The 24,258-nt window shown below is 47.6% G+C and carries 13 protein-coding genes; 10 read left to right on the forward strand and 3 right to left on the reverse strand.

All coding sequences use genetic code 11. The features are described from left to right. Positions 1-93 precede the first annotated feature (93 nt). Positions 94-1,575 carry a THUMP domain-containing protein gene (locus M2133_RS11135; RefSeq protein ID WP_277466206.1) on the reverse strand — a complete coding sequence of 494 codons (1,482 nt, stop codon included), beginning with the start codon at positions 1,573-1,575 and terminating at the stop codon, positions 94-96. Between the two features lie 12 nt (positions 1,576-1,587). Beyond that, positions 1,588-2,487: a serine acetyltransferase gene (locus tag M2133_RS11140; RefSeq protein WP_277466207.1), complete on the reverse strand. Its 900-nt coding sequence runs from the start codon at positions 2,485-2,487 to the stop codon at positions 1,588-1,590. Between the two features lie 543 nt (positions 2,488-3,030). Between M2133_RS11140 and M2133_RS11145 the strand changes: the two genes are divergently transcribed. From M2133_RS11145 to M2133_RS11190, 10 genes are all read left to right on the forward strand, one after another. Continuing rightward, on the forward strand, positions 3,031-3,732 hold the full coding sequence (locus M2133_RS11145; RefSeq protein WP_277466208.1) for a succinate dehydrogenase cytochrome b subunit: 702 nt from the start codon (positions 3,031-3,033) through the stop codon (positions 3,730-3,732). Positions 3,733-3,765: 33 nt separating this feature from the next. Beyond that, positions 3,766-5,706 carry a fumarate reductase/succinate dehydrogenase flavoprotein subunit gene (locus M2133_RS11150; protein ID WP_277466209.1) on the forward strand — a complete coding sequence of 647 codons (1,941 nt, stop codon included), beginning with the start codon at positions 3,766-3,768 and terminating at the stop codon, positions 5,704-5,706. Between the two features lie 82 nt (positions 5,707-5,788). Further along, positions 5,789-6,544 carry a succinate dehydrogenase/fumarate reductase iron-sulfur subunit gene (locus M2133_RS11155; protein ID WP_277466210.1) on the forward strand — a complete coding sequence of 252 codons (756 nt, stop codon included), beginning with the start codon at positions 5,789-5,791 and terminating at the stop codon, positions 6,542-6,544. Positions 6,545-7,586: 1,042 nt separating this feature from the next. Continuing rightward, complete coding sequence (locus M2133_RS11160) at positions 7,587-9,326, forward strand: helix-turn-helix domain-containing protein (RefSeq protein WP_277466211.1); 1,740 nt, start codon at positions 7,587-7,589, stop codon at positions 9,324-9,326. Between the two features lie 55 nt (positions 9,327-9,381). After that, positions 9,382-10,569, forward strand: a complete 1,188-nt coding sequence (locus M2133_RS11165) for an AraC family transcriptional regulator (protein ID WP_277466212.1) — start codon at positions 9,382-9,384, stop codon at positions 10,567-10,569. Beyond that, positions 10,548-10,859 carry a hypothetical protein gene (locus M2133_RS11170; RefSeq protein ID WP_277466213.1) on the forward strand — a complete coding sequence of 104 codons (312 nt, stop codon included), beginning with the start codon at positions 10,548-10,550 and terminating at the stop codon, positions 10,857-10,859. The genes M2133_RS11165 and M2133_RS11170 overlap by 22 nt, the downstream gene beginning before the upstream one ends. Further along, positions 10,856-11,188, forward strand: a complete 333-nt coding sequence (locus tag M2133_RS11175) for a hypothetical protein (RefSeq protein ID WP_277466214.1) — start codon at positions 10,856-10,858, stop codon at positions 11,186-11,188. Before M2133_RS11170 ends, M2133_RS11175 begins: the two co-directional genes overlap by 4 nt. A 269-nt stretch (positions 11,189-11,457) precedes the next feature. Continuing rightward, positions 11,458-13,953, forward strand: a complete 2,496-nt coding sequence (locus tag M2133_RS11180) for a hypothetical protein (RefSeq protein ID WP_277466215.1) — start codon at positions 11,458-11,460, stop codon at positions 13,951-13,953. 117 nt (positions 13,954-14,070) lie between these two features. Beyond that, positions 14,071-15,261 carry a helix-turn-helix domain-containing protein gene (locus M2133_RS11185; RefSeq protein WP_277466216.1) on the forward strand — a complete coding sequence of 397 codons (1,191 nt, stop codon included), beginning with the start codon at positions 14,071-14,073 and terminating at the stop codon, positions 15,259-15,261. A 105-nt stretch (positions 15,262-15,366) separates the two neighbouring features. After that, positions 15,367-18,564, forward strand: a complete 3,198-nt coding sequence (locus tag M2133_RS11190; protein ID WP_277466217.1) for a hypothetical protein — start codon at positions 15,367-15,369, stop codon at positions 18,562-18,564. Between the two features lie 307 nt (positions 18,565-18,871). Here M2133_RS11190 and M2133_RS11195 read toward each other — a convergent pair whose 3' ends face one another. Then, positions 18,872-22,525, reverse strand: a complete 3,654-nt coding sequence (locus M2133_RS11195) for a hypothetical protein (RefSeq protein ID WP_277466218.1) — start codon at positions 22,523-22,525, stop codon at positions 18,872-18,874. Positions 22,526-24,258: the final 1,733 nt, after the last annotated feature.

The following is a 24,258-nucleotide window of genomic DNA, read 5'->3' on the forward strand; positions in this document are numbered from 1 at the left end:
GTCAATTCAAATCAAAAAATCAAAGAACGCTTGTATCTTATATATAATCAACCTGTTACGGTTGAAATTAAAAAATTAACGCATCAGTAGTAATTAATAATTATCCTTCCCTCTTTTCTTGAAAGGTTTCTTTCCGGACTTAGAGCCGAAGTCATCATTGCCGAAACGTTTTCGGTCGCCTCCGCCGGAAAAAGATTTCTTCGCCGGACGACTGTCGCGCCGCTCTTCGCCGTAGAATTTATTCTTAGGCAAAAAGGCGGTCCGGTCTTCATCGCCCTCCGCATGCGCCGCAGCAAAGCGGCGGTCGGGACGGTCCATCCGGTCGTTCTTGAAATCCGGACGGCGGGGAATCACCTTATGCGGGCGGTCCGCACCCGGCCGTTTATCGTCGAAAGAACGGCGGTCGCCCTTCTCATTCAACGCTTTTTTATACTCTTTATTCTTTCCGTCGAACAATTCATAACAACGATACTCACATTCCAATGAGCCATTCATCAGTTTCACCTTCTCACTCGGACGCAATGCGATCTTATCGAAGCACTCGTCTTTATAGCTGAGTATCCACGCTTTATAACCCGTAAACACATGTTTCAACCGCTCCCCGATCATGGAATACAATCCCATCAGGTCGCGCGAAGAAATGCGTTCCCCATAAGGCGGATTCGTCACCAGAATACCCGGCTGCGGCGCCTCTTCGTATTTCTGGAAAGGCAATACTTTCAGTTCGATATATTTGGATAATCCGGCATTCCGTATATTCTCCTGTGCCATCTCGATGACCACCGGCGAGATATCCGAGCCATAACATTTGAATTCGAAGGTACGCTCCTGGCTCTCGTCGTTATAGATCCGGTCGAACAGTTCCTGATCGAAATCGATCCATTTCTCGAAAGCGAATTCTTTCCGGTGAATGCCCGGAGCGATATTCAGGGCGATCATCGCCGCTTCGATCAATAAGGTACCGGAGCCGCACATCGGATCGATAAAATTCGACTCACCCCGCCAGCGCGTCATCAGGATCATACCCGCCGCCAATACCTCGTTCAACGGCGCTTCGGTCTGTTCGATCCGGTAACCCCGCTTATGCAGGCTCTCGCCCGAGCTATCGATCGACAGCGTACAGTCGTTATGCGAAATATGTATATTGATATAAAGATCCGGATTATTCACCCTCACGGAAGGACGTTTCTGGAATTTCTCCACGAAATAATCCACGATCGCGTCTTTCGTGCGGTAGGCCACGAATTTGGAATGATTGAAATCTTCCGAGAAGATCACCGAGTCGATGGCGAAAGTGGTTTCCAGCGTCAGGAACTTCTCCCATTCCACTTTTTTTACTTCCTGATAGACCTTATCCGCGTCTTTGGCTTTAAAACGATAAATCGGTTTCAGGATACGAAGCGCTGTGCGGCAACAGAAATTAGCCTTGTAGAGCAATTCCTTATCGCCCGTAAAAGAGACCATGCGACGGCCTTTCTCTACATTGTCGGCACCTAATGCGATTAATTCTTCGGCCAGAACATCTTCCAACCCATGCAGGGTCTTGGCCACCATTTCGAAATTCGCTGTGTTCATAGTATTTAATTATCAATTTTCAGTTTTCAATTGATGGATGACTTCGCCGGGCGCCACGTCCCGGGTAATCCACACGTTTCCGCAGATCGTCGCCCCCATGCCGACATGGATCCTTCCCAACAGGGTCGCGTTGGAGTAGACCGTGACATGATCGTCCAATACCGGATGGCGGGCTACTCCCCGAATCAGATTTCCCCCCTCGTCAGGCCCCAGCTTCTCGCCGGCAAGGCTCACGCCCTGGAAGATCCGCACATAATTGCCGATCACCGCCGTTTCGCCGATCACCGTTCCCGTTCCATGGTCGATCGAGAAATGATGCCCGATCGTTGCGCCCGGATGAATATCGATCCCCGTTTCGGAATGCGCCATTTCGGCAATCATCCGGGGGATAAAAGGCACATCGGAAAGATAAAGCTGATGGGCGATCCGGTGATTCACGATCGCCCGGAATCCCGGATAACAAAGGACAACCTCGCCTATATCCCGAGCCGCCGGATCCCCGTTGAAGGTCGCCAAGACATCCGTAGCCAACAACCGGCGTATCTCCGGCAAGGCAGAGATAAAATCTTCGGAGAGTGTATGCGCCCGTTCCCTGATTTCCGCGATCGTACAGGAGGAGTGACAGGAGTCGTCGAAGCATAGTCCGGCAAAGATCTGCTGCGACAAAAGGCGGTGCAGGGTTTGCACATGGACTCCCGTATGGTAACGAATGGTCTGTTTACTGATCCGCGCATGGCCGAAATAACCGGGAAAAAGAATAGCCCGACACAAATCGACCACTTCCCGCAAAGCTTCGCCCGAAGGCAAAGTCTCTTCATCACGACAAGTATGAAACAATTGATTATACGAAACTTCATCCGAAAGTTTTTCAATCGTTTCATTCAATACTTGACTACGCTGCGGAACATCCATTTCAGAGGGTCTATTTTACCCTGCAAAAATAGAAATATTTTTGTGCCCTTAATGCCCTTTGGGGTTAAAAACTCTTTCTTCTGTCCGGGATCCACCCAAAAGCCACAGTTCGAATGATTTTTTCTCTCTCCTCCATAAAAACGTTGTGCCCTCCGTGTTCGTTGTGGTCAAACTTGATTATTCATTTAGCCAGTATTATTCACAATACATGGTTAACCGTGTTACAGATGGTTAACTCAAAGCAATTCCCATACAATTAGGCACCATTATATTTACCCAATTAAACACAAATACGCAAAATAAACCAATCACTTTATGCTTAATCCGACATACCAGTAAACGATTGAAGTATAGCCGGTTTGAATACTCCCGGCACTTCGGGAAAATACGGCTGCGGATCCGGATTTCGGCTCCTTTGATGGATTGGCGAAATATTTCTTTAATCTTTTGCTTCCTATATCAAATTGACATACCTTTGCGCTTTGATACAAACGCTGTAACATAAAACTTATAAACAACTAAATAACTTAAATTTATTATCTTATGTGGTTACTTAATTCTTCTATCGGAAAGAAACTGATAATGAGTATATCGGGAATCTTTCTTGTTCTGTTCCTTACGTTTCATGCAGCGATGAACGTAGCGGCGGTTTTTTCTGAAGAGGCTTACAACATGATCTGTTCCCTGTTGGGGGCTAACTGGTATGCGGTAGCTGCTACGCTGGTGTTGGCTGCTATCATTGCACTGCACTTCGTGTATGCGTTGATGCTGACGTTGCAAAACCAGAAAGCGCGCGGGAATGACAGTTATGCAGTAAATGTTCGTCAGAAAAACGTAACATGGGCGTCTAAGAATATGTTTATTCTGGGCGTGATCATCGTAGGTTTTATGCTGTTGCACTTTGCACAGTTCTGGTACAAAATGATGTTCGCCGAATTATTGGGCAATCATCATGTAGAATTGGGAGGCGCGATGGTTTCTCCGCAGGACGGAGCCGCGTTTATCAACTATTATTTCAGTCACCTTTGGGTGGTGATCGCTTACCTGATCTGGTACGTGGCCTTGTGGTTCCACCTGACTCACGGGATCTGGAGTGGTATTCAAACGATTGGTTGGAGCAATAACCTCTGGATCAAACGTTGGAAAGTGATCGGCAATATCTACGCTACCGTATTGATGGCGGCTTTTGCCTTTGTAACCATTTTCTTCTACCTGAAGAGCCTTTGTGATGGTTCTTGCTGTTAACTAAAGGTGTAACTAATAATAGAAAATATAGATATGACACAGATAAATTCAAAAACCCCTCAAGGCCCGTTGGCTGAGAAGTGGACCAATTATAAAGCACATCAGAAACTGGTAAACCCGGCAAACAAACGCCGTTTGGATGTGATCGTAGTGGGAACCGGTCTGGCCGGTGCTTCTGCTGCTGCATCGCTGGCGGAAATGGGTTTCAATGTTCTTAACTTCTGTATTCAGGACTCTCCGCGTCGCGCGCACTCGATTGCTGCACAGGGAGGGATCAATGCCGCAAAGAACTATCAAAACGACGGTGACTCGGTTTACCGCCTGTTCTACGATACGATCAAAGGGGGCGACTACCGTGCCCGCGAAGCCAACGTGTACCGTCTGGCGGAAGTTTCCAACGCAATTATCGACCAGTGCGTCGCTCAGGGTGTTCCTTTTGCACGCGAATACGGCGGTCTGTTGGATAACCGTTCGTTCGGGGGTGCACAGGTATCCCGTACGTTCTATGCCCGCGGACAGACGGGACAGCAGTTGTTATTGGGCGCTTACTCGGCATTGAGCCGTATGATCGGTCTGAATAAAGTAAAAATGTACACCCGCCATGAAATGGTTGACGTGGTGAAGGTTGATGGCCGCGCCCGCGGTATCATCGCCCGTAACCTGGTGACCGGTAAACTGGAACGTTTCTCTGCACACGCTGTAGTGGTGGCAACCGGAGGGTATGTGAATACCTTCTTCTTGTCGACCAACGCGATGGCATCGAACGGTTCCGCTGCATGGCAATGTTATAAGAAAGGCGCTTACTTTGCGAATCCGTGTATGGTACAGATCCACCCGACCTGTATCCCGGTGCATGGCGAGTTCCAGTCTAAGCTGACCCTGATGTCTGAGTCGCTGCGTAACGACGGACGGATCTGGGTACCGAAAAAGAAAGAAGACGCCGAAGCGATCCGTGCCGGCAAACTCAAACCGACACAGTTGAAAGAAGAAGACCGCGACTACTACCTGGAACGTCGTTATCCGGCATTCGGTAACCTGGTTCCGCGCGACGTGGCTTCACGTGCCGCGAAAGAACGTTGCGACGCCGGTTTCGGTGTAGGTGCCGGACAAGCGGTTTATCTGGACTTCTCCGAGGCGATCAACCGCCTGGGCCGCGATGTGGTGGAAGCCCGCTACGGTAACCTGTTCCAGATGTACGAAAAGATTGTCGACGATAATCCATACGAAACACCGATGATGATCTATCCGGCATTGCACTACTCTATGGGTGGTCTGTGGGTAGACTATGAACTGATGACCTCTGTTCCGGGGCTGTTCGCGATCGGTGAAGCCAACTTCTCCGACCACGGAGCGAACCGCCTGGGTGCTTCCGCATTGATGCAGGGATTGGCCGACGGTTATTTCGTGTTGCCGTATACGATCCAGAACTATCTGGCCGACCAAATCCGGGTGCCGCGTTTCAGTACCGACCTGCCTGAGTTTGCCGAAGCTGAGAAAGGTATCCAGGATCGCATCGACAAACTGATGAATATCAAGGGTAAACGTTCGGTAGACAGTATCCATAAAGAACTGGGACACATCATGTGGGACCTGGTGGGTATGGCACGTAATGCCGACGGCTTGAAAAAGGCGATTGAGCGCATGAAGGAACTGAAGAAAGTATTCTGGAGCGACCTCCGTATCCCGGGTAAAGGCGACGACCTGAACGTTGAGCTTGAAAAAGCCCTTCGCCTGGCCGACTTCCTGGAAATCGGCGAACTGATGGCACACGATGCTTACGACCGTGCCGAGTCTTGCGGAGGCCACTTCCGTGAAGAATATCAAACGGAAGAAGGTGAAGCCATGCGTCGCGACGACCTGTTCTCTTATGTATCCTGCTGGGAATACCAGGGTGAAGACAAAGCCCCGGTGATGTATAAAGAAGCGTTGGATTACGAATTTGTAGAACGTCAGCAACGGAATTATAAGAATTAATAAACCGGCCCCCTAAATCCCCCGAAGGGGGACTTCTCCTCCCTTTTGGGGAGGCGGGGAGGGGCCTATAAATAATACAATTATGGACAAAAATATAAATATCACCCTGAAGGTTTGGCGTCAGAGAGGCCCGAAAGAAAAAGGAGCTTTCGAAACCTATCAGTTAAAGGACATTTCCCAGGGAACATCATTCCTTGAAATGCTTGATATCCTGAACGAACAATTGGTAAACGAAGGAAAAGAACCGGTTGTATTCGATCACGACTGCCGCGAAGGTATCTGCGGTATGTGTTCGCTCTATATCGACGGACATCCGCATGGACCGGATACGGAAATCACCACTTGCCAGTTGCATATGCGTAAGTTCGACGAAGGCGCTACGATTACCATCGAGCCTTGGCGTTCAGCCGGTTTTCCGGTGATCCGTGACTTGATGGTCGACCGCTACGCCTACGATAAGATCATCCAGGCCGGTGGATTCGTTTCCGTAAATACCGGAGGTATCCCCGACGCGAATGCCATTCCTATTCCGAAGAAGGATGCTGACCTGGCGATGGATGCTGCCGCTTGTATCGGTTGTGGTGCCTGTGCTGCCGCTTGTAAGAACGGTTCGGCGATGTTGTTCGTTTCCGCTAAGGTTAGCCAGTTGGCGTTGTTGCCGCAAGGCCGTATCGAAGCTGCCCGTCGCGCCAAAGCAATGGTGGCCAAGATGGACGAATTGGGCTTTGGTAACTGTACCAACACCCGCGCCTGCGAAGCCGAATGTCCGAAAGCCGTCTCGATCAGCAATATCGCCCGCCTGAACCGCGAGTTTATCAAAGCGAAACTGCAAGACTAAACCGTATCTCTTAGATAATCAAGGGAGTGGGATTTTCTCACTCCCTTTTTTTTGGATTCGAAAGCGCAAAGACGTTGAAGAAAATCGGAAGATTTTCTTCGGTAGTGGGTAGTGGGTAGTTAGTAGTTAGTAGTTAGTAGGCGCGGAGCGGGAAATAGAAGAAGATGTGAAGATTTCTGAACTTTGATTTTGCTGATTCAATGATGAACTATGAGTCAGGATTTGTGTACGATCGTCCTGAAAGGACAATGAGCGCTGAAAGCGCGTAATACATCAGCCCGGGGTCAGAACCTTGAAGAGGTTCGCCACCCCGGGTTAAGGATACATATAAAAACGGAGCGCTGAAAGCGCGAAAGCAAATCTTTCGCGCTTTCAGCGCTCCGTTGTGTGTGGGGTGTGTTCCCGACCCAGGGTTGCGCAGACCTAACGGCCTGCTTACCCTGGGCTGGGCTCTAACGCGCTTTCAGCGCTCACTGTCCTTACAGGACACAAACAAAATACATAAATCCCTGTGGTCCGCGGCTAAAAATCTTCCAATTTCAAACTAATTGAAGATCCTAAAGAACAAAAAAACCCAAAAATACCCTCCGAACAAAGTTTTTCGTTTTTTTACTTACATCATACAGGATTTTCTTTCGAATCTGTATATCAATCATATAGCTATTTCAGATAATAAAAAAATAGTGAAAATCCTGTAAGTAACTTTCTGATACCTGTTGAAGAACCCCATCAGTGATCGGTTTAACATTGTTGCCTGTCCCGGCTGTATGATGGTAGTAAAAAAACGAAAAACTATGTGCGGGATGATCGGTTTACCACTGTTCGCTGTTTACATTTGTTGACATTCGCCATTGAGCAACCCAAGCCGCCGGAGTTTTCGAAAAGGCCGGCAGGGTTTTTAAAAAGGCCGCCGGAGTTTTTCAAAAGGCCGGCAGCCTTTTCCAAAGGGCCGTTGGCCTTCCTCCAACTACTAACTACCAACTACCGAAGAAAATCCTCTATTTATTGTTCTTCAAAGCACTGATAAATTTATCTTTGCAGGATGAAGAAAGTTCCATTCACAGTCCTTTTCCTTTTCTGCGTATGGTCGCTATTTGCACAAACGGAGGTGCGACAGACGGTCGATTCGCTCTTGCAACAGTTGCCTTCGCGCGAGGGAACGGAGAAACTCAGATTGTATGATGAGATCTACCAGGTGATGGCCTATAGCGTCGAGGCCGAAGCCGAACTGCGTTTTTTGCAGGAGTTTCTGCGGGAGTCCCAAAAACAGGGAGCGCTCAACTACGAGTTGACGATGCGGGCGGCGATCCTGAATTTCTATTTCAATCACAAACGGACGGAGGAGTTTATGAAAGCTTTTCCCGATCATGCCCGCTTTCTGGATCAGAACGGGCAGTCGGAATTGATGCTGGATATGTGGGCGGCGAAAATGCGTTTGTATCATTACGCCAGCCGTTACGACGAAGCCATGGAGGAGGCCGAAGCCATGCGGAAGCAGATGGCTAAGCGCAACGATCCGTACCTCTCAGGCTTTGTTACGGCTGTGTTGGGCACGCTCTATTATTATCAGGATTATGATGAAGAGGCTATCCCGCTGATGATTGAGGGGCTGGAGCAGATGGAGCAGAAACTGCCTTATGACTTGATTACGCTCTTCGATACCTATCGGTGCCTGTTGGAAGCGCTGGAACATCGGGACCGGTACGATGAATCTTTGATTTACAATGCGCGTTATGAGAGGTTGATCGCCAAAGAAGAGAAAGAGATGGAAGAAGACTATGGCGATGGCGCGAATAATATCCGGGTGATACTCAATCAGTTTTATTGTTATGTTCACTATGCGAACGCTTATCTTTCCAAGGATGAACTCGATAAGGCGGAGACGTATATCGCCTGGTGCGAACCCCATTTGCCCCGGTTGCCCTGGCAGATGACCATGGTTCTTTACGAATCCCAATGTATCCTGTACGACAAACGGGGAGAATACGACCGGGCCCTTGCCCTTCACACGCATATCATGGAACTGATTGAAGAACATGAGATGGGAACCGCAGCCATACGCCCGGCATGGTATCGGAAGCAGGGCATGTATCTGGCGAAAGCTCGTCGCTACGACGAAGCGATCCGGTACTACGACACCGCTTATGTGCAGGTGGAAGCGCTACGCCAGGAGACATTCGAGAAACGCCTGGCTGCTACCCATGCCCATTATAAGGTCGACCGCCTGGAGATCGAGAAGCAACGCAACCGCCATTACTTTCTGTTTGCCTTGGGCGGATGTGTCCTGTTGTTGGCTATCCTGTTGTTGATCGTCCGCTATCAGCGTCGTCTGCAGGCGAAGAACCGGAGTCTCGTGCGCCAGATCGAAAGCCAGGACGCTTTGAAGAAAGAGATGCGCCGGTTGCAAGCCGACACCGCTCCGGCGACTTCCCTGTTTGTCCAACTGGAAGACTACCTGCAGACCACCGGTGCGTTCACCCATCCCGAACTCGATCGCCAGCAGTTGATCACTGCCCTGGGCACCAACCAAACCTATCTCTACAACGCCGTACGCGAAGCGACCGGCATGTCGCTCTTGGAATACATCAACTCCCTGCGGCTGGAAATGGCCAAAGAGCTATTTAAAAGCAATCCCGAAGCCACCATCCTGCAAATTGCCGGCCGCTGTGGCTTCGCCAATATCCGCACTTTCCGCCGCCAGTTCAAAGACTTCTATGGCATGGTGCCTTCCGAATACCGCAGTGGGTTACAAATATCAAAAATACAACCATTGTCCCCTTGAAATATAACCGTTGTCCCCCTCTGAAACACCATTGTGCCTTATCTTTGCCGCGCTTATGCTTAAACATATTACCATACAGCTTCCGTTATTGGTCTCTTTGTTTTGGGGGGTACTTTTCCTCACGAACCGGAAAGTCAATACCCGCTCGCAGAATATATGGACGGGGGTGATCGCACTGATTGCCGTGACGATGGGCGTGGCGGTCTTTTATTGGTATATGGAGCGCGACGACTACAGCCTGTATTACAAACTGGACATCGTCGAGACCTATTCGACACTTTTATTTATTCCCGCCATCTTTTTATATTTCCGGGAAGTGACGGGCGATAAAAGCTGGTCGGCTTTGAAGATCAGCTTGTTCTTTGTTCCGCCACTCTTGTTTGCCACCGCAAACGCGATCGGTTTCCTGTATGCCGGCGAGGCGCAGGCGGTCCGTTTTATGAAAGACGTAGTTGAAAACAATGGGCAGGTCGTTTTCGACAATCCGTTTTTCTATCAGATGCGTTTCTTTATCAGTGAATACACCTACAGCCTGTTGTTAGGGTTGCAGGCGGTGTCGTTATTGGTCTATGCCGTTTATCGCCTGTTGTTGTACCGCCGCCACCTCCGCGATTTCTTTTCCAATATCAACGACAAAGGGCTGCGCCACCATTGGATGGCGTTAGGGGGCATATTCGTGTTTCTCGTCCTTACCTTCTGGGCCGCCGAATCGGGTTACGTGCTTTATGTCACGTACCACTATGTGGTTTCGGTCTTTATGCTCCTTTACGCCGGTACGCTCTATTTTATCTGTTACCATGTCTCCTATGGGTCGTACACCTCCGAGAAGGTCAGCGAACACCTTGTCGTGGACGTGGAAGAACCGCAAGAGCCGCAAGAACAAAATCCGGACGAAGAACATCCCAAAACCTACCTGAAGTTCCTCCCGAGATTCAACCAGGTGATCGATGAAGAACAGATCTTTCTGCAGAAGAACCTCCGGCTCGACGATGTGGCCGCTTTGGTGGGCACCAACCGCACCTATATCTCCCATATCCTGAAAGACGAATACCATTGCACCTTCTGGGAATTTATCAACCATAAACGGATCGAATATGCCAAAGAAGAGATGCTGCGCAACCCCGATTCTACGGTGGAAAGGCTGACCGAGATCTGCGGTTTCTCCCACGGCACCGCCTTCAGCCGCGCCTTCCGCCAATGCGAAGGGATTACTTTTAAGGAGTGGCAGAAGGAATTGCAGTAAAAGACTTGTTTCCTCAAGGTAGAAACAGTATATTTGTACATTATAACGTACAAAATAACAACATCATGATAGTAATAAGCGCAGGGGAGCTTCGCAATAATATGAAGAAGTATTTGGATATGGCTGCCACAGAAAGAGTCGTAATCCAACGAGGTAGTACGGAGATGTTTGAATTGGTGAAAAAAGACCGTATAGAAGAGCCCGGGATGGAAGACTTGGAACGTGCGATAACCAGCGATGAGCTAATCAGACGAATTATTCCCCGAATCGAAAAACTGTTTGTTAAATGAAAGTCCTGTTCCTTTCTGAAATAGAAGATTATCTTTTTGATTTAACCGAAGTCCTTTACCAACTGGAATATTTTGGTTTTAAGGAGAATGCTGTTCTCTACATTACCGAGCTGATACAAGATATAACTTTAAACCTACATCATAAGCAAAAGAGGAGTGCACCCCATTATTTTTCCCGATATGGCAAAGGCATGTCTTATGCCGTTTTTAAGAAGAATAAGAATACACAATGGTATGTTTTCTTTAATACTTATCACAAGAATGGAGAAACAATTTATCTGATCAGATTTGTTGGGAACAACCATTCGCTGGCACAATACCTAATGTAATCATAATCCTATATTTTGTACGGAACCGCCGTTTGTATTGAGATTGCAAAACCTTATTCTTCAAGCCCTACAACTGCATTTTTTTTCGTTCTGTTATCTTTTATACGCTGTCTGTTATCCCCCTCAGAAGGCCTGCCCCCTATCTTTGCACGCGCATACAAGCTAAGATTGTCATAGCTCTATCTCACTGCCTTTATTAAGGGAGACAAACAGAAAGCATACCGTTTAGTGAATCTACATTATTATAGTACATATTAAAAAATCAAAGAATGAAAGAAAAATTTTACTTGTTATGGTTAAGCGCGTTGGCGCTTTTGGTGTTTACGGGTGCCGCGAAGGCGGAGACTGTTGACTATACGCTTTATTTTGGGAATGGCGATGACGACTGGTCGTTGTATACGGATGAAGACCTTTCCGAAAGATACAATGGAAATATAGGGAACTGGCAAGCCTCTGAAAATACGCTGGAGCTAAGTGGTTTTAACTTTACAACAAGTGCACCTTTAGCTTTGCAGATGCCTAACGGGAGCAGCCTTGTATTGAATGAAAGCACTGAAAATACAATTGAAAGCACAACAAATACAGGCATAAAAACATTAGGAATATTAACGATCACCGGAGCAGGTAGTCTGCATGTTATTGCAGCAGATGTTGCCAACTCAGTGGCTATTTACTTCCAAGGTAAGCTTACTATAGCGGGTGGCGCTCATTTGATTGCAGAAACAAAAGGTACTACTTTCCGGGGATATGGACTTTGGGGTAATAGTGGTATAGAGATTAAGGATGGTAGTAAGCTTGAAGCTTCTGCCGGATTGCGTGGTATTCACCATACTGGTCAACTGGTTATAGATTCATATAGTACAGTCCTTGCCCAGGGAAAGATAAATGCAATTCATGGAAGTACCCTTCCTGATCCTGCGAATACGGCAATCTATGCTTCTGTCAATTATGATGGCAGTGGAGCGACAACAGAGAATATAACATGCAACGGAACGTATAAAGTCGATAGCGATGTAGCAAAATATGTACTGATCGCCCCGAATATCGAAGACGGTCTGAAAACGCTTGCGAAGAATTATATTGTTGACTCCCAGGAAGGCTTAGCCGAATTGGCGGATATTGTGAATGGGACGGGGGATTATACGGAAGGAGCAAATGCATTGGCCGGTTATTCCTTTACGATGATGGCGGATATCGCATTGACGGGATTGACAGGAACCGGTTGGACGCCGATAGGGACATCTGGAGATCCTTTTAGCGGCACCTTCGATGGTAATGGCCATACGATTTCTGGATTGTGGATCAATGATGCGAATGCCAATGCCGGATTCTTTGGCTACATATTCCAAGCTACGGTTAAAAATCTGGGATTGGAATTAGGGGCAGATGGAATTAGAGGAGGTCTTGTTGGCGGACTGGCATCTCTTTGTGCTTATAGTACGGTTAATAATTGTTATGTTTCCGGAACAGTAGAAGCGACATCCGATTTAGGTGGTTTACTGATGGCTAATGTTCTTCACTCTACTATTTCAAACTGTTATGTAGAGGGAAGTATTAAGGGGTCTCAAATAGGCGGGTTGATTTGTTTTTTGAGTAACAGTCAGCTTTCTAATTGTTATGCTGCCTGTGAAGTTAATGCAGGGTCTTATGGTGGTGGGCTAATAGCTACTTTATCAGGCGATGAGGCAAATGTAGAAAACAATCTAGTAATCAGCTCTTCCATAACTGCTTCAGTACAAATAAGCAGGATTATATATGCTACCTATGATAATGTGAGGCTTGCAAACAACCACGCCTGGGTAGGTAATATCCCGGATGGAACAGGTGAAACATTTGCTCACGACGGCCTAAACGGCGCCAATTGGTCGGGCGATATGACCGACCAGCCGATCAAGGATTGGAACAAAGAAGGTGAAGACCCGATTTGGATCATTGACCTTACAGGTGAAACAATGCCCAAACTGGCGGTTTTTGGCGACAATCAACCGACTGTCCTTAATCCGAAATACCAACCGGAAACCCCGGGCACAGGTATCACCCATACCATCCAACTTGAAGTGGCTGAAGGCATCGACCTATATAATATGACAGCCGGTAACCATACGGTAGCTGAAGACGATCACCTGTTCCTGCAATTCCTACCGGAAGACCGGGCATTGGGTGCTGCCGATATCCTGTTCCTGATCGATGGCATCGAAACAGCCTTTACGGCAACCGAATCGGGTAATTACTATTCGTATATCCTGAACCCGGTCGAAGCCGATCATACGATCCTGATCGCGTTGCGGGAGTATCCTGTTACCCTGCCCGAAGTGGAAGGCGTAACCTATAATGTAGGCGCGGGTACCCATCGGGTGCCTTACGGCGAGACATTCACCTTTAGCCTCACCCTGGCCGACGGTATCGACCCGGAGAAAGTACATGTGTTTGCCAACGGACGGGAGATCCAACCGGATGCCTTGCGTGCTGCCGTCCTGACCTATACGATCGATAAAGTAATCACCTCAATCACGGTGATGATCGAAGGAACGAACCCGACGTCGAACGGGGATATCGCTAAAGGCGATATCACTCTTTCCATTGTCAATTGTCAATTGTCAATTGTCAATTCCGGCCCTGCCGTTGATGTGGCGGTTTACGAGATCACCGGCCAAACCGTTGTGCAACTTCGTGCCCTTCGTGGTTCAAAAACCCTTACGTTGCAACCGGGTATTTACCTGGTGAAGGCCGGCAGTCAAACATTCAAAATAAGGATTAATGGTTAATGATTAATTATTAATGATTACAGAATACGCGGTGGACTATCTTGGTCTACTGCGTATTCTTTCAACTTTCAACTCTCAACTCTTCCTCTCTTCCTCCTTTTCCTTTATCTTTACGCCATGGTTAATCTTTGGCTATTCGGGACGTTGGCGGCTTCGGCGATGCTTTGTTGGCATTGCACCCTGATGCTGTTCTGGCATCACGAACGGGTGCGCTCGCGTTTGTTTATGGGGGCGATGGTATTGTTCTGGGCGGTGATCTACTCCGTCTTGACCTTTGGCGTGGGCATGGGACAGGGTGGAAAGATCGCGGGCGGTATATTGCAACCCGTACCGATGCTCTTCGGGGCGTCTGCCGGTATCTTTATCCTGGGTTATGTGATCGAACTGTTTCGCTCGGGATGGCTTACGGCGCGACGTATCGTGGTGGGCTTACTGCCGTTTATCGGTGTGGTCTCTATTTACCTCGGCGGCATATTGTTATTGGACGAACCGGTTGAGCAACTGGATGATTTGTCGGCTTTCCGGGCTTCGTTCGCGCACTTCAACGTTTGGTTTCGCCTGCCGTTATTGGTGGTTTCTTTTGGGTATATATTGGCGATCTTCGTCTTGTTCTACCGTTGGCTTCCCTCTTTCCGCCGCCGTTCGGAGGAAGATTTCTCTTCACCCGAGCAGATGGATATCCGCTGGGGTAATGTGTTGGTGTGGGGAATGGCCTTGTTGACGAGTAGTTATTATTTCCTGTTGTTTGCCGGAGAAGAGAGTTACTACCTGTTGCACCACCTGATCGCCATCCCTTATTTCACGTATATCACCCACAAAGCACTCTTCCAGCAATCACCTTTCCCGGCGCATTACTTCCGGAACACCTTGAATCTGCAAGCGGCCGAAGAAGAGGAGATCGAAGAAGAACAGGAGCTTCTGTCGCAAACGGACATCAATGAGCCGGCATTCACGGCAAAGATCGAAGACTACAAAACAACCTTCGAGCAGTGGATGCAAACCGAGAAGCCGTATCTGCGTCCCCAGTTCAACCGCACCGACCTCTCTTTGCAGATGGGATTGAACCGCACCTACTTCTCCCGCCTTTTCCGCGAGGGCTACGGGCAGACCTTCAGCCAGGTCGTCCGCCGTTACCGGGTGGAAGAGGCCAAACGCCTGATGCGTGAAGATCCGCGCCTGACCGCCAAAGAACTGGCTACGCATTGTGGCTTCGCTTCGCCGATCGTTTTCCACCGTGCTTTTGTCGAGATCACGGGCGTACCACCCATGCAATTCAAAGAAAAAGAGTCCTTTTTGCAAAACAGTTAAAAGAAATTGCAAAACAGTTAATCATTCGCTTTCCAGCCCCCGAACATCAAAGGACAGCTGCGGTTACTTTTGTGTACAAGAAAACTAACACAAAAAGGAAAACGTATGAGAAGAAGAGTGCTGATTATAGCAGCCTTGCTATTGGTGATAACAACAGGGGGAATCTGGGGAGAGACTTCCGGTATTTGGACAGATTACGTGATTAACTTCATCACCGACGAGGATATTTCTGATCAGGGAAATGGTTCCGAAGCTACTCCGTATAAGATCACCAAACCCGAACATCTGGCCTATGTGGCTCTACAGGTTGTGACAGGGACGCCATATACAGATATATATTTCAGCCTGGAAGAGGACCTTGACCTTGAAGAACACTACTGGAGGCCGATAGGGAGTTCCAGTAGACCATTTAGAGGCAATTTCAACGGGAATAATCATACAATCCGGAATCTCTTTATAGGGAAAGACGGGAACTCTCATAAGGAGTCCGGACTTTGGGGGTATGTTGTGGTAGATTCCGAAAAAACATTGACAATAAAAAATCTAATTATAAAAGACGCGGAGATCATAGGGGGGCAATTTATGCAAGCAGAATGCACAACCGGAGGGATAATAGGTCTCCTTAAAGTATACGGAACTTTTCATATCGAAAACTGCAGCTTTTCCGGTAGTGTAACGGGAGGTAATGTTGTAGAAAATACCAGCTATGCTCAATCCTGTACAGGTGGCATAATGGGGCGGGTATTTGGGGGAAGCGCTTCAACCGTTTCCGTAACAAATTGTTCAAATAACGGAACAATAAAAGGAGGTGAAGCCACTTGGTCTACTGCACCCTCCGCATTTTCCTATATGGCTGTCGGAGGAATAATAGGAACTGGTAATTCCAATAATACAACAATCAGCCAGTGTAGTAACATAGGGGATATAGAAGTGGGGGAAGTAGACCATGCTGAAATAAGCGTATATACCGGTGGAATTGTTGGTCACTATGGCCATTCGATAATAATAGATAATTGTTACAGTTATTGTACCGTTACTACTTCCATTGGGTATGCCGGAGGATTAGTGGGAGAGCTCTTGTATTCTGTAGAAGGAGAATACCGTATAAAAGACTCGTATGCTGCCGGAAATATTGTGAGCCCTTCCGGTTATAGTGGAGGGCTGGTAGGGGTATTGTCGAAGAAAGAGGCGCCTGATGTTCCGGTAGTTGAAAATTGCCTGGCTGTGATGGAATTACCGGAATCCGGCAATCGTCACCGCGTGGCTGGAAGAGTAGCCATATACGACTCTGCGACAGGATATCAAGATGTAACAGACGAAAGTGTGATTGAAGCCTGTTTTGGTGAAGGCAACTACGCCTATGTCGAGAGCGAAGGAGATTGGACTCCGGCATTGAAAGGTGTTGATGGAGCCGATTGGAGTGGCTTTATTGAATCGGATCCGATAAGTGGATGGGATCTGGATGATGTCTGGGATATTTCAAAAGCGGACACCTACTTGCCCCGGTTGAAAGCGATTGATGCGTTAGACAAAGAATTACAACCGGATGTGCCTAATCTTATCACGATCCATGTGATTTCTTTGAGTATTCCCGAAAGTGGACTGGAGTTATCAGACGATCTACAGGCGGGGGAGCATAAAGTGAAAGAAGGGGATGACTTTTCTTTTAGCTTTACCTTGACCGACAATGCTAATTATGTCCCGGAAATCACAGTAGGAGAAGGTGAGATCACTCCGGAATATGAAGATGGAACATATACCGTAATCCTTGAGGATATAGACGAGGATAAAGAGATTTCTATCACGTTGGTCCAGCAATATACCGTGACATTATCTATTCCCGAAAGTGGACTGGAGTTATCAGGCGATCTGCAGGCGGGGGAGCATAAAGTGAAAGAAGGGGATGACTTTTCTTTTAGCTTTACCTTGACCGACAATGCTAATTATGTCCCAGAAATCACAGTAGGAGAAGGTGAGATCACTCCGGAATATGAAGATGGAACATATACCGTAACCCTTGAGGATATTGAAGAGGATAAAGACGTTTCTATCACGTTGGTCCAGCAATATACCGTGACATTATCTATTCCCGAAAGTGGACTGGAGTTATCAGGCGATCTGCAGGCGGGGGAGCATAAAGTGAAAGAAGGGGATGACTTTTCTTTTAGCTTTACCTTGACCGACAATGCTAATTATGTCCCAGAAATCACAGTAGGAGAAGGTGAGATCACTCCGGAATATGAAGATGGAACATATACCGTAACCCTTGAGGATATTGAAGAGGATAAAGACGTTTCTATCACATTGGTTCAGCTGTTTGCAATATCATTATCCATCCCCAAAGAAGGACTGGTCTTATTAAACGATATGGAAGAAGGGAGCCATAAAGTGAAAGACGAAGAAGACTTCTCTTTTAGTTTTGTAATTGATCCGGATTACAGGCAACATATTCTATCTATTATGGTAAATGGGGAAAAAGTGGAAGCGGAATATGATAAGAAAACAGAATCTTATCAATTGACCCTGCTTTCTGTTATGGAGAATAAGGATATCATTATTTCCCTGATAGCCCGGCCTATCTTTTACCATACCATTACTCTCGAAATCGCTCATGGTATTCAAGTGCTGGGGCATACTATTTCGGGACCTCTTTCGGTAAGCAGTGGAGATGCGTTCTACCTCCAATTCCTGCCCGAAGACCGTTCGTTGACGGCTGAGGATGTGATGTTGTTGATTGATGGGGTAGATACGCCGTTTACTGATTTTGGCAATAATCACTATTTCTCGTATATCCTCAACCCGATATCGGCAGACCATACGATCGCCATTGCCCTGCGGGAATATACCGTGACCCTGCCGGAGACTGAAGGCGTGACTTTCGATATCGGCGCGGGTGAACACCGGGCGGCATTCGGCGAAGCGTTCCGTTTCACTGTCAACCCGGGTGACGTCGAAGATCTGAAAGTCCGAATCAACGGTATTCTTCTTGAGCCAGTCGCCACCGGCCTAAACACACTAACTTACCATATAGATCCAATCACCGGGCCGGTGACGGTTACTCTCGAAGGAATGACAACAAGCAATGCGGATATCGCTAAAAGCGATATCCACATTGCAATTGACAATGGACAATTGACAATTGACAATGGAATGGCTAACGCTGTTGATGTCACCGTTTACACAATCACCGGCCAAAACGTTGTGTCCCTTCGTGCCCTTCGTGGTTCGAAAACCCTTACATTGCGGCCGGGTATCTACCTGGTGAAAGTTGCCGATACAGTATATAAAGTCAGCGTGCACTAACACCCATTTGGGGCCCTGCACACCCCCCTTTTCAAACTACCGGTAGTTTGCGCGCAAACTACTAATATTTTGTCGACAAACTACCGGTAGTTTGTTCACCAACTACCGGTAGTTTGAAAAAGGGATCACCCCGAACCGAAGGTCGCTGATACAATATATAAAGTCAGCGTGCACTAACCTCTTTTTCGATATAAAAATAAACACCGGTGTTTCATGAAAAAAACATTAATGTTTCATTGAAGAAACACCGATGTTTCAGTAAAGAAACACCGGTGTTTTAAAAAATGGAAATGAAGTTGAATAGCCGTTAGTGGCCGACAACAATTTTATATATATTCTTTTCCGCTTTGATCAGGTAAATACCGGCGGCAACACTGAATTCTTCTCTTCCGTTTACCGCGCGATGGGCGATCATCCGTCCGGTAGTCGAGTAGATTGTTACCGGCATGATGTGCGGGGTTTCCACCACCAACAAGCCGTAGCTGCTCCATACGCGTATCGTATCATTCTCTATGTTCGCATTGCTTACCGAACCTGAGCCGTTGGGGTTTTCGGTATCGGAGACAATGACTTCCACCACCATATCTTTATTCATATTGGATAATACATAGGATAATTCAAGCGGTTCAGCCGGCGCTTTGACCAATACATACTGCTCGTTCAAGCGCAGGAAGATATATTTCTCGTCATACTGCTCGCCGATAGTCAGGCGCAGGGTAGTGGCACTACCTTCTTCGATCTGATATTTGCCCGCGGCGGGATGGATCGTGATCGCTTCCGGCGTCTCTAAGATCTCCAGCGTGAAATAGGTATTTGCTGCCGGATCGGGATCGCCCGGTTTCCAACCGTTTTTGCCAAAGCTGGCCCAGATAAAGGTGTCTTCTACCTTGCCTCCGCCATCGGCTTCCGGGATTGTTACGGTAAAGCTCCAGACGGTTTTATCCCGATCACTTCCGTTCACCTTCAACGACAGGATGCCATGTGCCGGATCGATGGGGGCGACTGTTACGCTGACTTTTGTTCCCGGTGCCAATAAGGTACCGTTGTCAATCTCCTGATTATCAACCTTGGCTGTTAATGTACCGTTAAGTAGGTTCCAGTAGATGCGGCCTTTGCCGTCGGTCACTTCGTCGTCCGGTGAGCAAAGCGCCAGGATTGCCAGGTCGCCGGTCATAGTCGTTTCAAAAGAGGCGGTTGCGCCTAATACCGCGTCGTTCAATGCAACGGCAGTAAGCGTATAACCGGCATCGGGCGTTATTTTTCCTTTCAGGGAAGTTCCTTTAGGTACCTTTGATCCTGAGGGATAAACCAGACTGCCGTGGTAGACGATCAGGCTGCCATTCACCGCTTCGTAGGTCAATAGATATTTCTGCGTGTTTGTATCCGGATCGGGATCACCTTCTCTCCAACCGTCGGCACTACCTTTGGCCCAGATAAAGGTCGGTGCTACTTTATTATTCTCTGCGTCAGGGATACGTACCGAGAACGACCACTGGGTCACATCCAGTTCTTCGCCATTCAATCGGATAAACTTCATGCCCATGCCGGCTGCCGGCGCCAGGGTGATATCCACAATAGTACCCGAAGCCAAATGCTCACCGTTTGCTACCGGCGTACCGTTTGTCGTTGCCGTCAGTGTCGCGTTTTCCAGATCCCATGCGATAAGGCCATTGCCGCTACCGTCTGCCGGAGCGCCTTCGGTGGTGCAAAGAGCAAAGATACGGGTATCGTCTTCGATCGTAAGGGTAAAGGCCTTGTCTGCCTGTGCATCCGTAACCGCCACACCATTCACCGTAGCCAATGCCAGTTTATAACTATTGTCCGGAGTGACCACCACCGAGAGTTCCGTTCCTTTACGTACGGATGAACCGGAGGCATAGACAAGGCTGCTTTTACCGGCGGCTAATATACTTCCGTTGATCGCTTCGTAGGTCAATAGATATTTCTGCGTGTTTGTATCCGGATCAGGATCGCCCGGTTTCCAACCGTCGGCACTGCCTTTGGCCCAGATAAAGGTCGGTGCTACTTTATTATTCTCCGCGTCGGGGATACGTACCGAGAATGACCACTCGGTCACATCCAGTTCTTCACCATTCAGTCGGATAAACTTCATGCCCATACCAGCTGCCGGAGTCAGGGTGATATCCACAATAGTACCCGAAGCCAAATGCTCACCGTTTGTTACCGGCGTGCCGTTTCTCGTTGCCGTCAGTGTCGCGTTCTCCAGATCCCATGCGATAAGGCCATTGCCGCTACCGTCTGCCGGAGCGCCTTCGGTGGTGCAAAGGGCAAAGATACGGGTATCGTCTTCGATCGTAAGGGTAAAGGCCTTGTCTGCCTGTGCATCCGTAACCGCCACACCATTCACCGTAGCCAATGCCAGTTTATAACTATTGTCCGGAGTGACCACCACCGAGAGTTCCGTTCCTTTACGTACGGATGAGCCGGAGGCATAGATAAGGCTTCCCTTATTAACCAAAATACTTCCGTCGATCGCTTCGTAGGTCAACGTAAACTTCGGGTTTTCTGTATCCGGATCAGGATCGCCGGGTTTCCAACCGTCGGCACTACCTTTGGCCCAGATAAAGGTCGGTGCTACTTTATTATTCTCCGCGTCAGGGATACGTACCGAGAATGACCACTCGGTCACATCCAGTTCTTCACCATTCAATCGGATAAACTTCATGCCCATGCCGGCTGCCGGAGCCAGGGTGATATCCACGAGGGTGCCCGAAGCCAAATGCTCACCGTTTGCAACCGGCGTGCCGTTTGCCGTTGCCGTCAGTGTCGCGTTCTCCAGATCCCATGCGAAAAGGCCTTTGCCGCTACCGTCTGCCGGCGCGCCTTGTGCGGTGCAAAGGGCAAAGATGCGGGTATCGTCTTCGATCGTCACTTTAAAGGCCTTGTTTGCCTGCGCGTCCGTACGGGCTACGCCGTTGACGGTTGCCAATGCCAGTTTATAACTATTGTCCGGAGTTGCCACCACCGAGAGTTCCGTTCCTTTACGTACGGATGAGCCGGAGGTATAGATAAGGCTTCCCTTATTAACCAAAATACTTCCGTCGATCGCTTCGTAGGTCAACGTAAACTTCGGGTTTTCCGTATCCGGATCGGGATCGCCCGGTTTCCAACCGTCGGCACTGGCTTTGGCTTGGATAAGAGTCGTTGGCACTTTATTATTCTCCGCGTCAGGGATACGCACGCGAAACGACCACTCCGTCACATCCAGTTCTTCACCATTCAATCGGATAAACTCCATGCCCATATCCGTATCCGGAGTCAGGGTGATATCCACGAGGGTACCCGAAGCCAAATGCTCACCGTTCGCAACCGGCGTGCCGTTTGTCGTTGCCGTCAGTGTCGCGTTCTCCAGATCCCATGCGAAAAGGCCTTTGCCGCTACCGTCTGCCGGCGCGCCGTCGGGGGTGCAAAGGGCAAAGAGATGCATGGCATTCTCTACCTTCAAATGATACGGTTGATTTTCCTCGACATCCTGCAAAGGAGTATTATTTACCATAAACAAAGCGAGTTTATGTGTATTGTCCGGGGTGACTGTTATGTCTAAATCGTATTGATCGCCCACGATTTTCCCACTGTGAACCGGTTCACCGTCACACAAAACCTCCATAGTTCCGTTGACTGTGTTATGGGTAACTTTATGCCCCACACCTACTTCCACCCACAGGGAAAGAGACTTGTTTTGAAAGCTGGGCAAAATAGTCGTAGGAGACATCCAAATACGCTTCTTCTCCCCTGCCTTCCATTCTTTAGGCACAGTAAATTCGGGTTCAAGAGGCAGACGTTCACCTAAATTAAACCAAACAGGATAGTCCGGATGATAAAGCCCTAAATCCACCATATCAATCGTAGGAGTACCTTCCGGTATTTGTATTGTGATGTTCTGCCCCGTATAAAGGTATTCTTCTGTTGTTGAAGTAGCAGGCTTCTCAAAGGTCGTCATTCGCGGTAAATAATTAAAAGGCAGCGCGTTATTTGTCAAATTGAGTCTTCTATTTGCCGGTTTTTCCCCCATTCTGTTTTCAGGTAAGAATAACTTTGATAATTTAGGGTTATCGTGGCAAAGAAGCTCATTTATACCCAAGCTCCCTCGCATAGATAGCTCGGTTAAATTCGGATTGTTACTAATGTTCATATAGCTTAACTGCATGTGATCCAGATCCAATTTGGTCAGACAGGGTGTATTTGAAATGGAAAGCCTGTTCATTTCTTTATTTCTACTTAAATCCAATTCTTTCAAGTTTGGACCTCGAACATCAAGCCAATATAATTTTGTGGCAGGACGTAGATTGAGCTCCGTCGCTTTAATTTCACCACACCTGAGACGCACCAATCCACTCGAGACTTTCAACTCCTCCAAAGGATTATCCCAGCAGTTTAGAAATTTCAGTTTAGAAAGTGAACTTAGATCTAAAGAAGTCACAGACATATTAGTGATAATCAGATTCTCTAACTGCGTCTGCAGATTTATATTCTTTATTACAGCTAACTTACGAGCAAAACTGGCATATAACTCTTTCAGGGCAGAATTTTCCTTCGGTAAAACTAACTCGGTAAGATTACTTGCGCTTTCCAATCGCAGGAAAAACAATCTGGTGCAACCTTCTTCGACATTCAGGTATTCCAAGTCGGGATGCTTTTCCGCATTTATCTCAGTCATCGACGGAAGATTTATGCAAGTGAGAGATTTTAAGCCTTTTGCTCTTCCAAAATTGATATGGATCACTCCTAGATGTCTAAAATTCGACAGCGTAAGCGTTTCTGGCGCTTTATTTAAAAAAAATTCAGCGACTGAAGTTAAACCTGTTTCTGGATCTTTGCCCCAACTCACACCACAATTTTTATACCATTCTCTGCCTTCTACGCCCCATTTTTCATCATCCGGGTCATTGACATCCGGCTTTTCAGATGCTGAACCCGTGTACCAGAGATCCAATAATCCTTGATCCTTATGATCAATAAAAAGTTGCTTTAGTGTCGCTATATCATCCGGGTTGTACACCTTTTCCGGAGTTTGCGCGACGATGTTCTGCCATTGGACTGTCAATCCAAGCAGAACGAAAATAAGTAATGTCATTTTCTTCTTCATTTTCTTTTCCATTTTGTTTAATAATTTGAACGTTTGAAGTAGCGAGCGCAGAAGCCAAGTTTACTTGGATTATGCCGAGTCACGCCAAACGACTAATTTTAATGAACGTGTTGATACTTAATCTGCTTCCGTAGAGACCGGCAAGGAAAGGCCAGCCCTTCTTCTGTGTTTGGAAGGGTCCGGGTAACCTCGTTCTCCGGGAAGTAGGTGAGAGGGTGTTGTCTTGACAAACGATTTCCAGACGCAAATTTAGAGGGGGAAAACAGGGGAGTCAAGCACAAAAAAGACAAAAAACAGGGGGTTTGGGGGACAAAAAATGCACGGAAAAAGAGGCTGGTTGGCCAATAAATGCGTGAAGCGCGTTTCCCGAAGCAAACAGAAATAAAATAGTGCTCCGGCTTAGGATCGCGTGTGGTTACGGGAGAAGAAACTGACAGTTGAGACTTTTCCTGATTTACATTTTCTGCATATAAAAGTTTTCTTCCATCCTTTCACCCGTTAAAATTCAATAGATTCGCGGCTTAATGTATTGTGTTACAATTATTTAACCTAATTTCCTCCGCCTTTTTGGATCGTTTTTCGTATAT

Origin of the sequence: Parabacteroides sp. PF5-6, from assembly GCF_029504695.1 — a bacterium.
Taxonomy (GTDB): Bacteria; Bacteroidota; Bacteroidia; order Bacteroidales; family Tannerellaceae; genus QVMG01.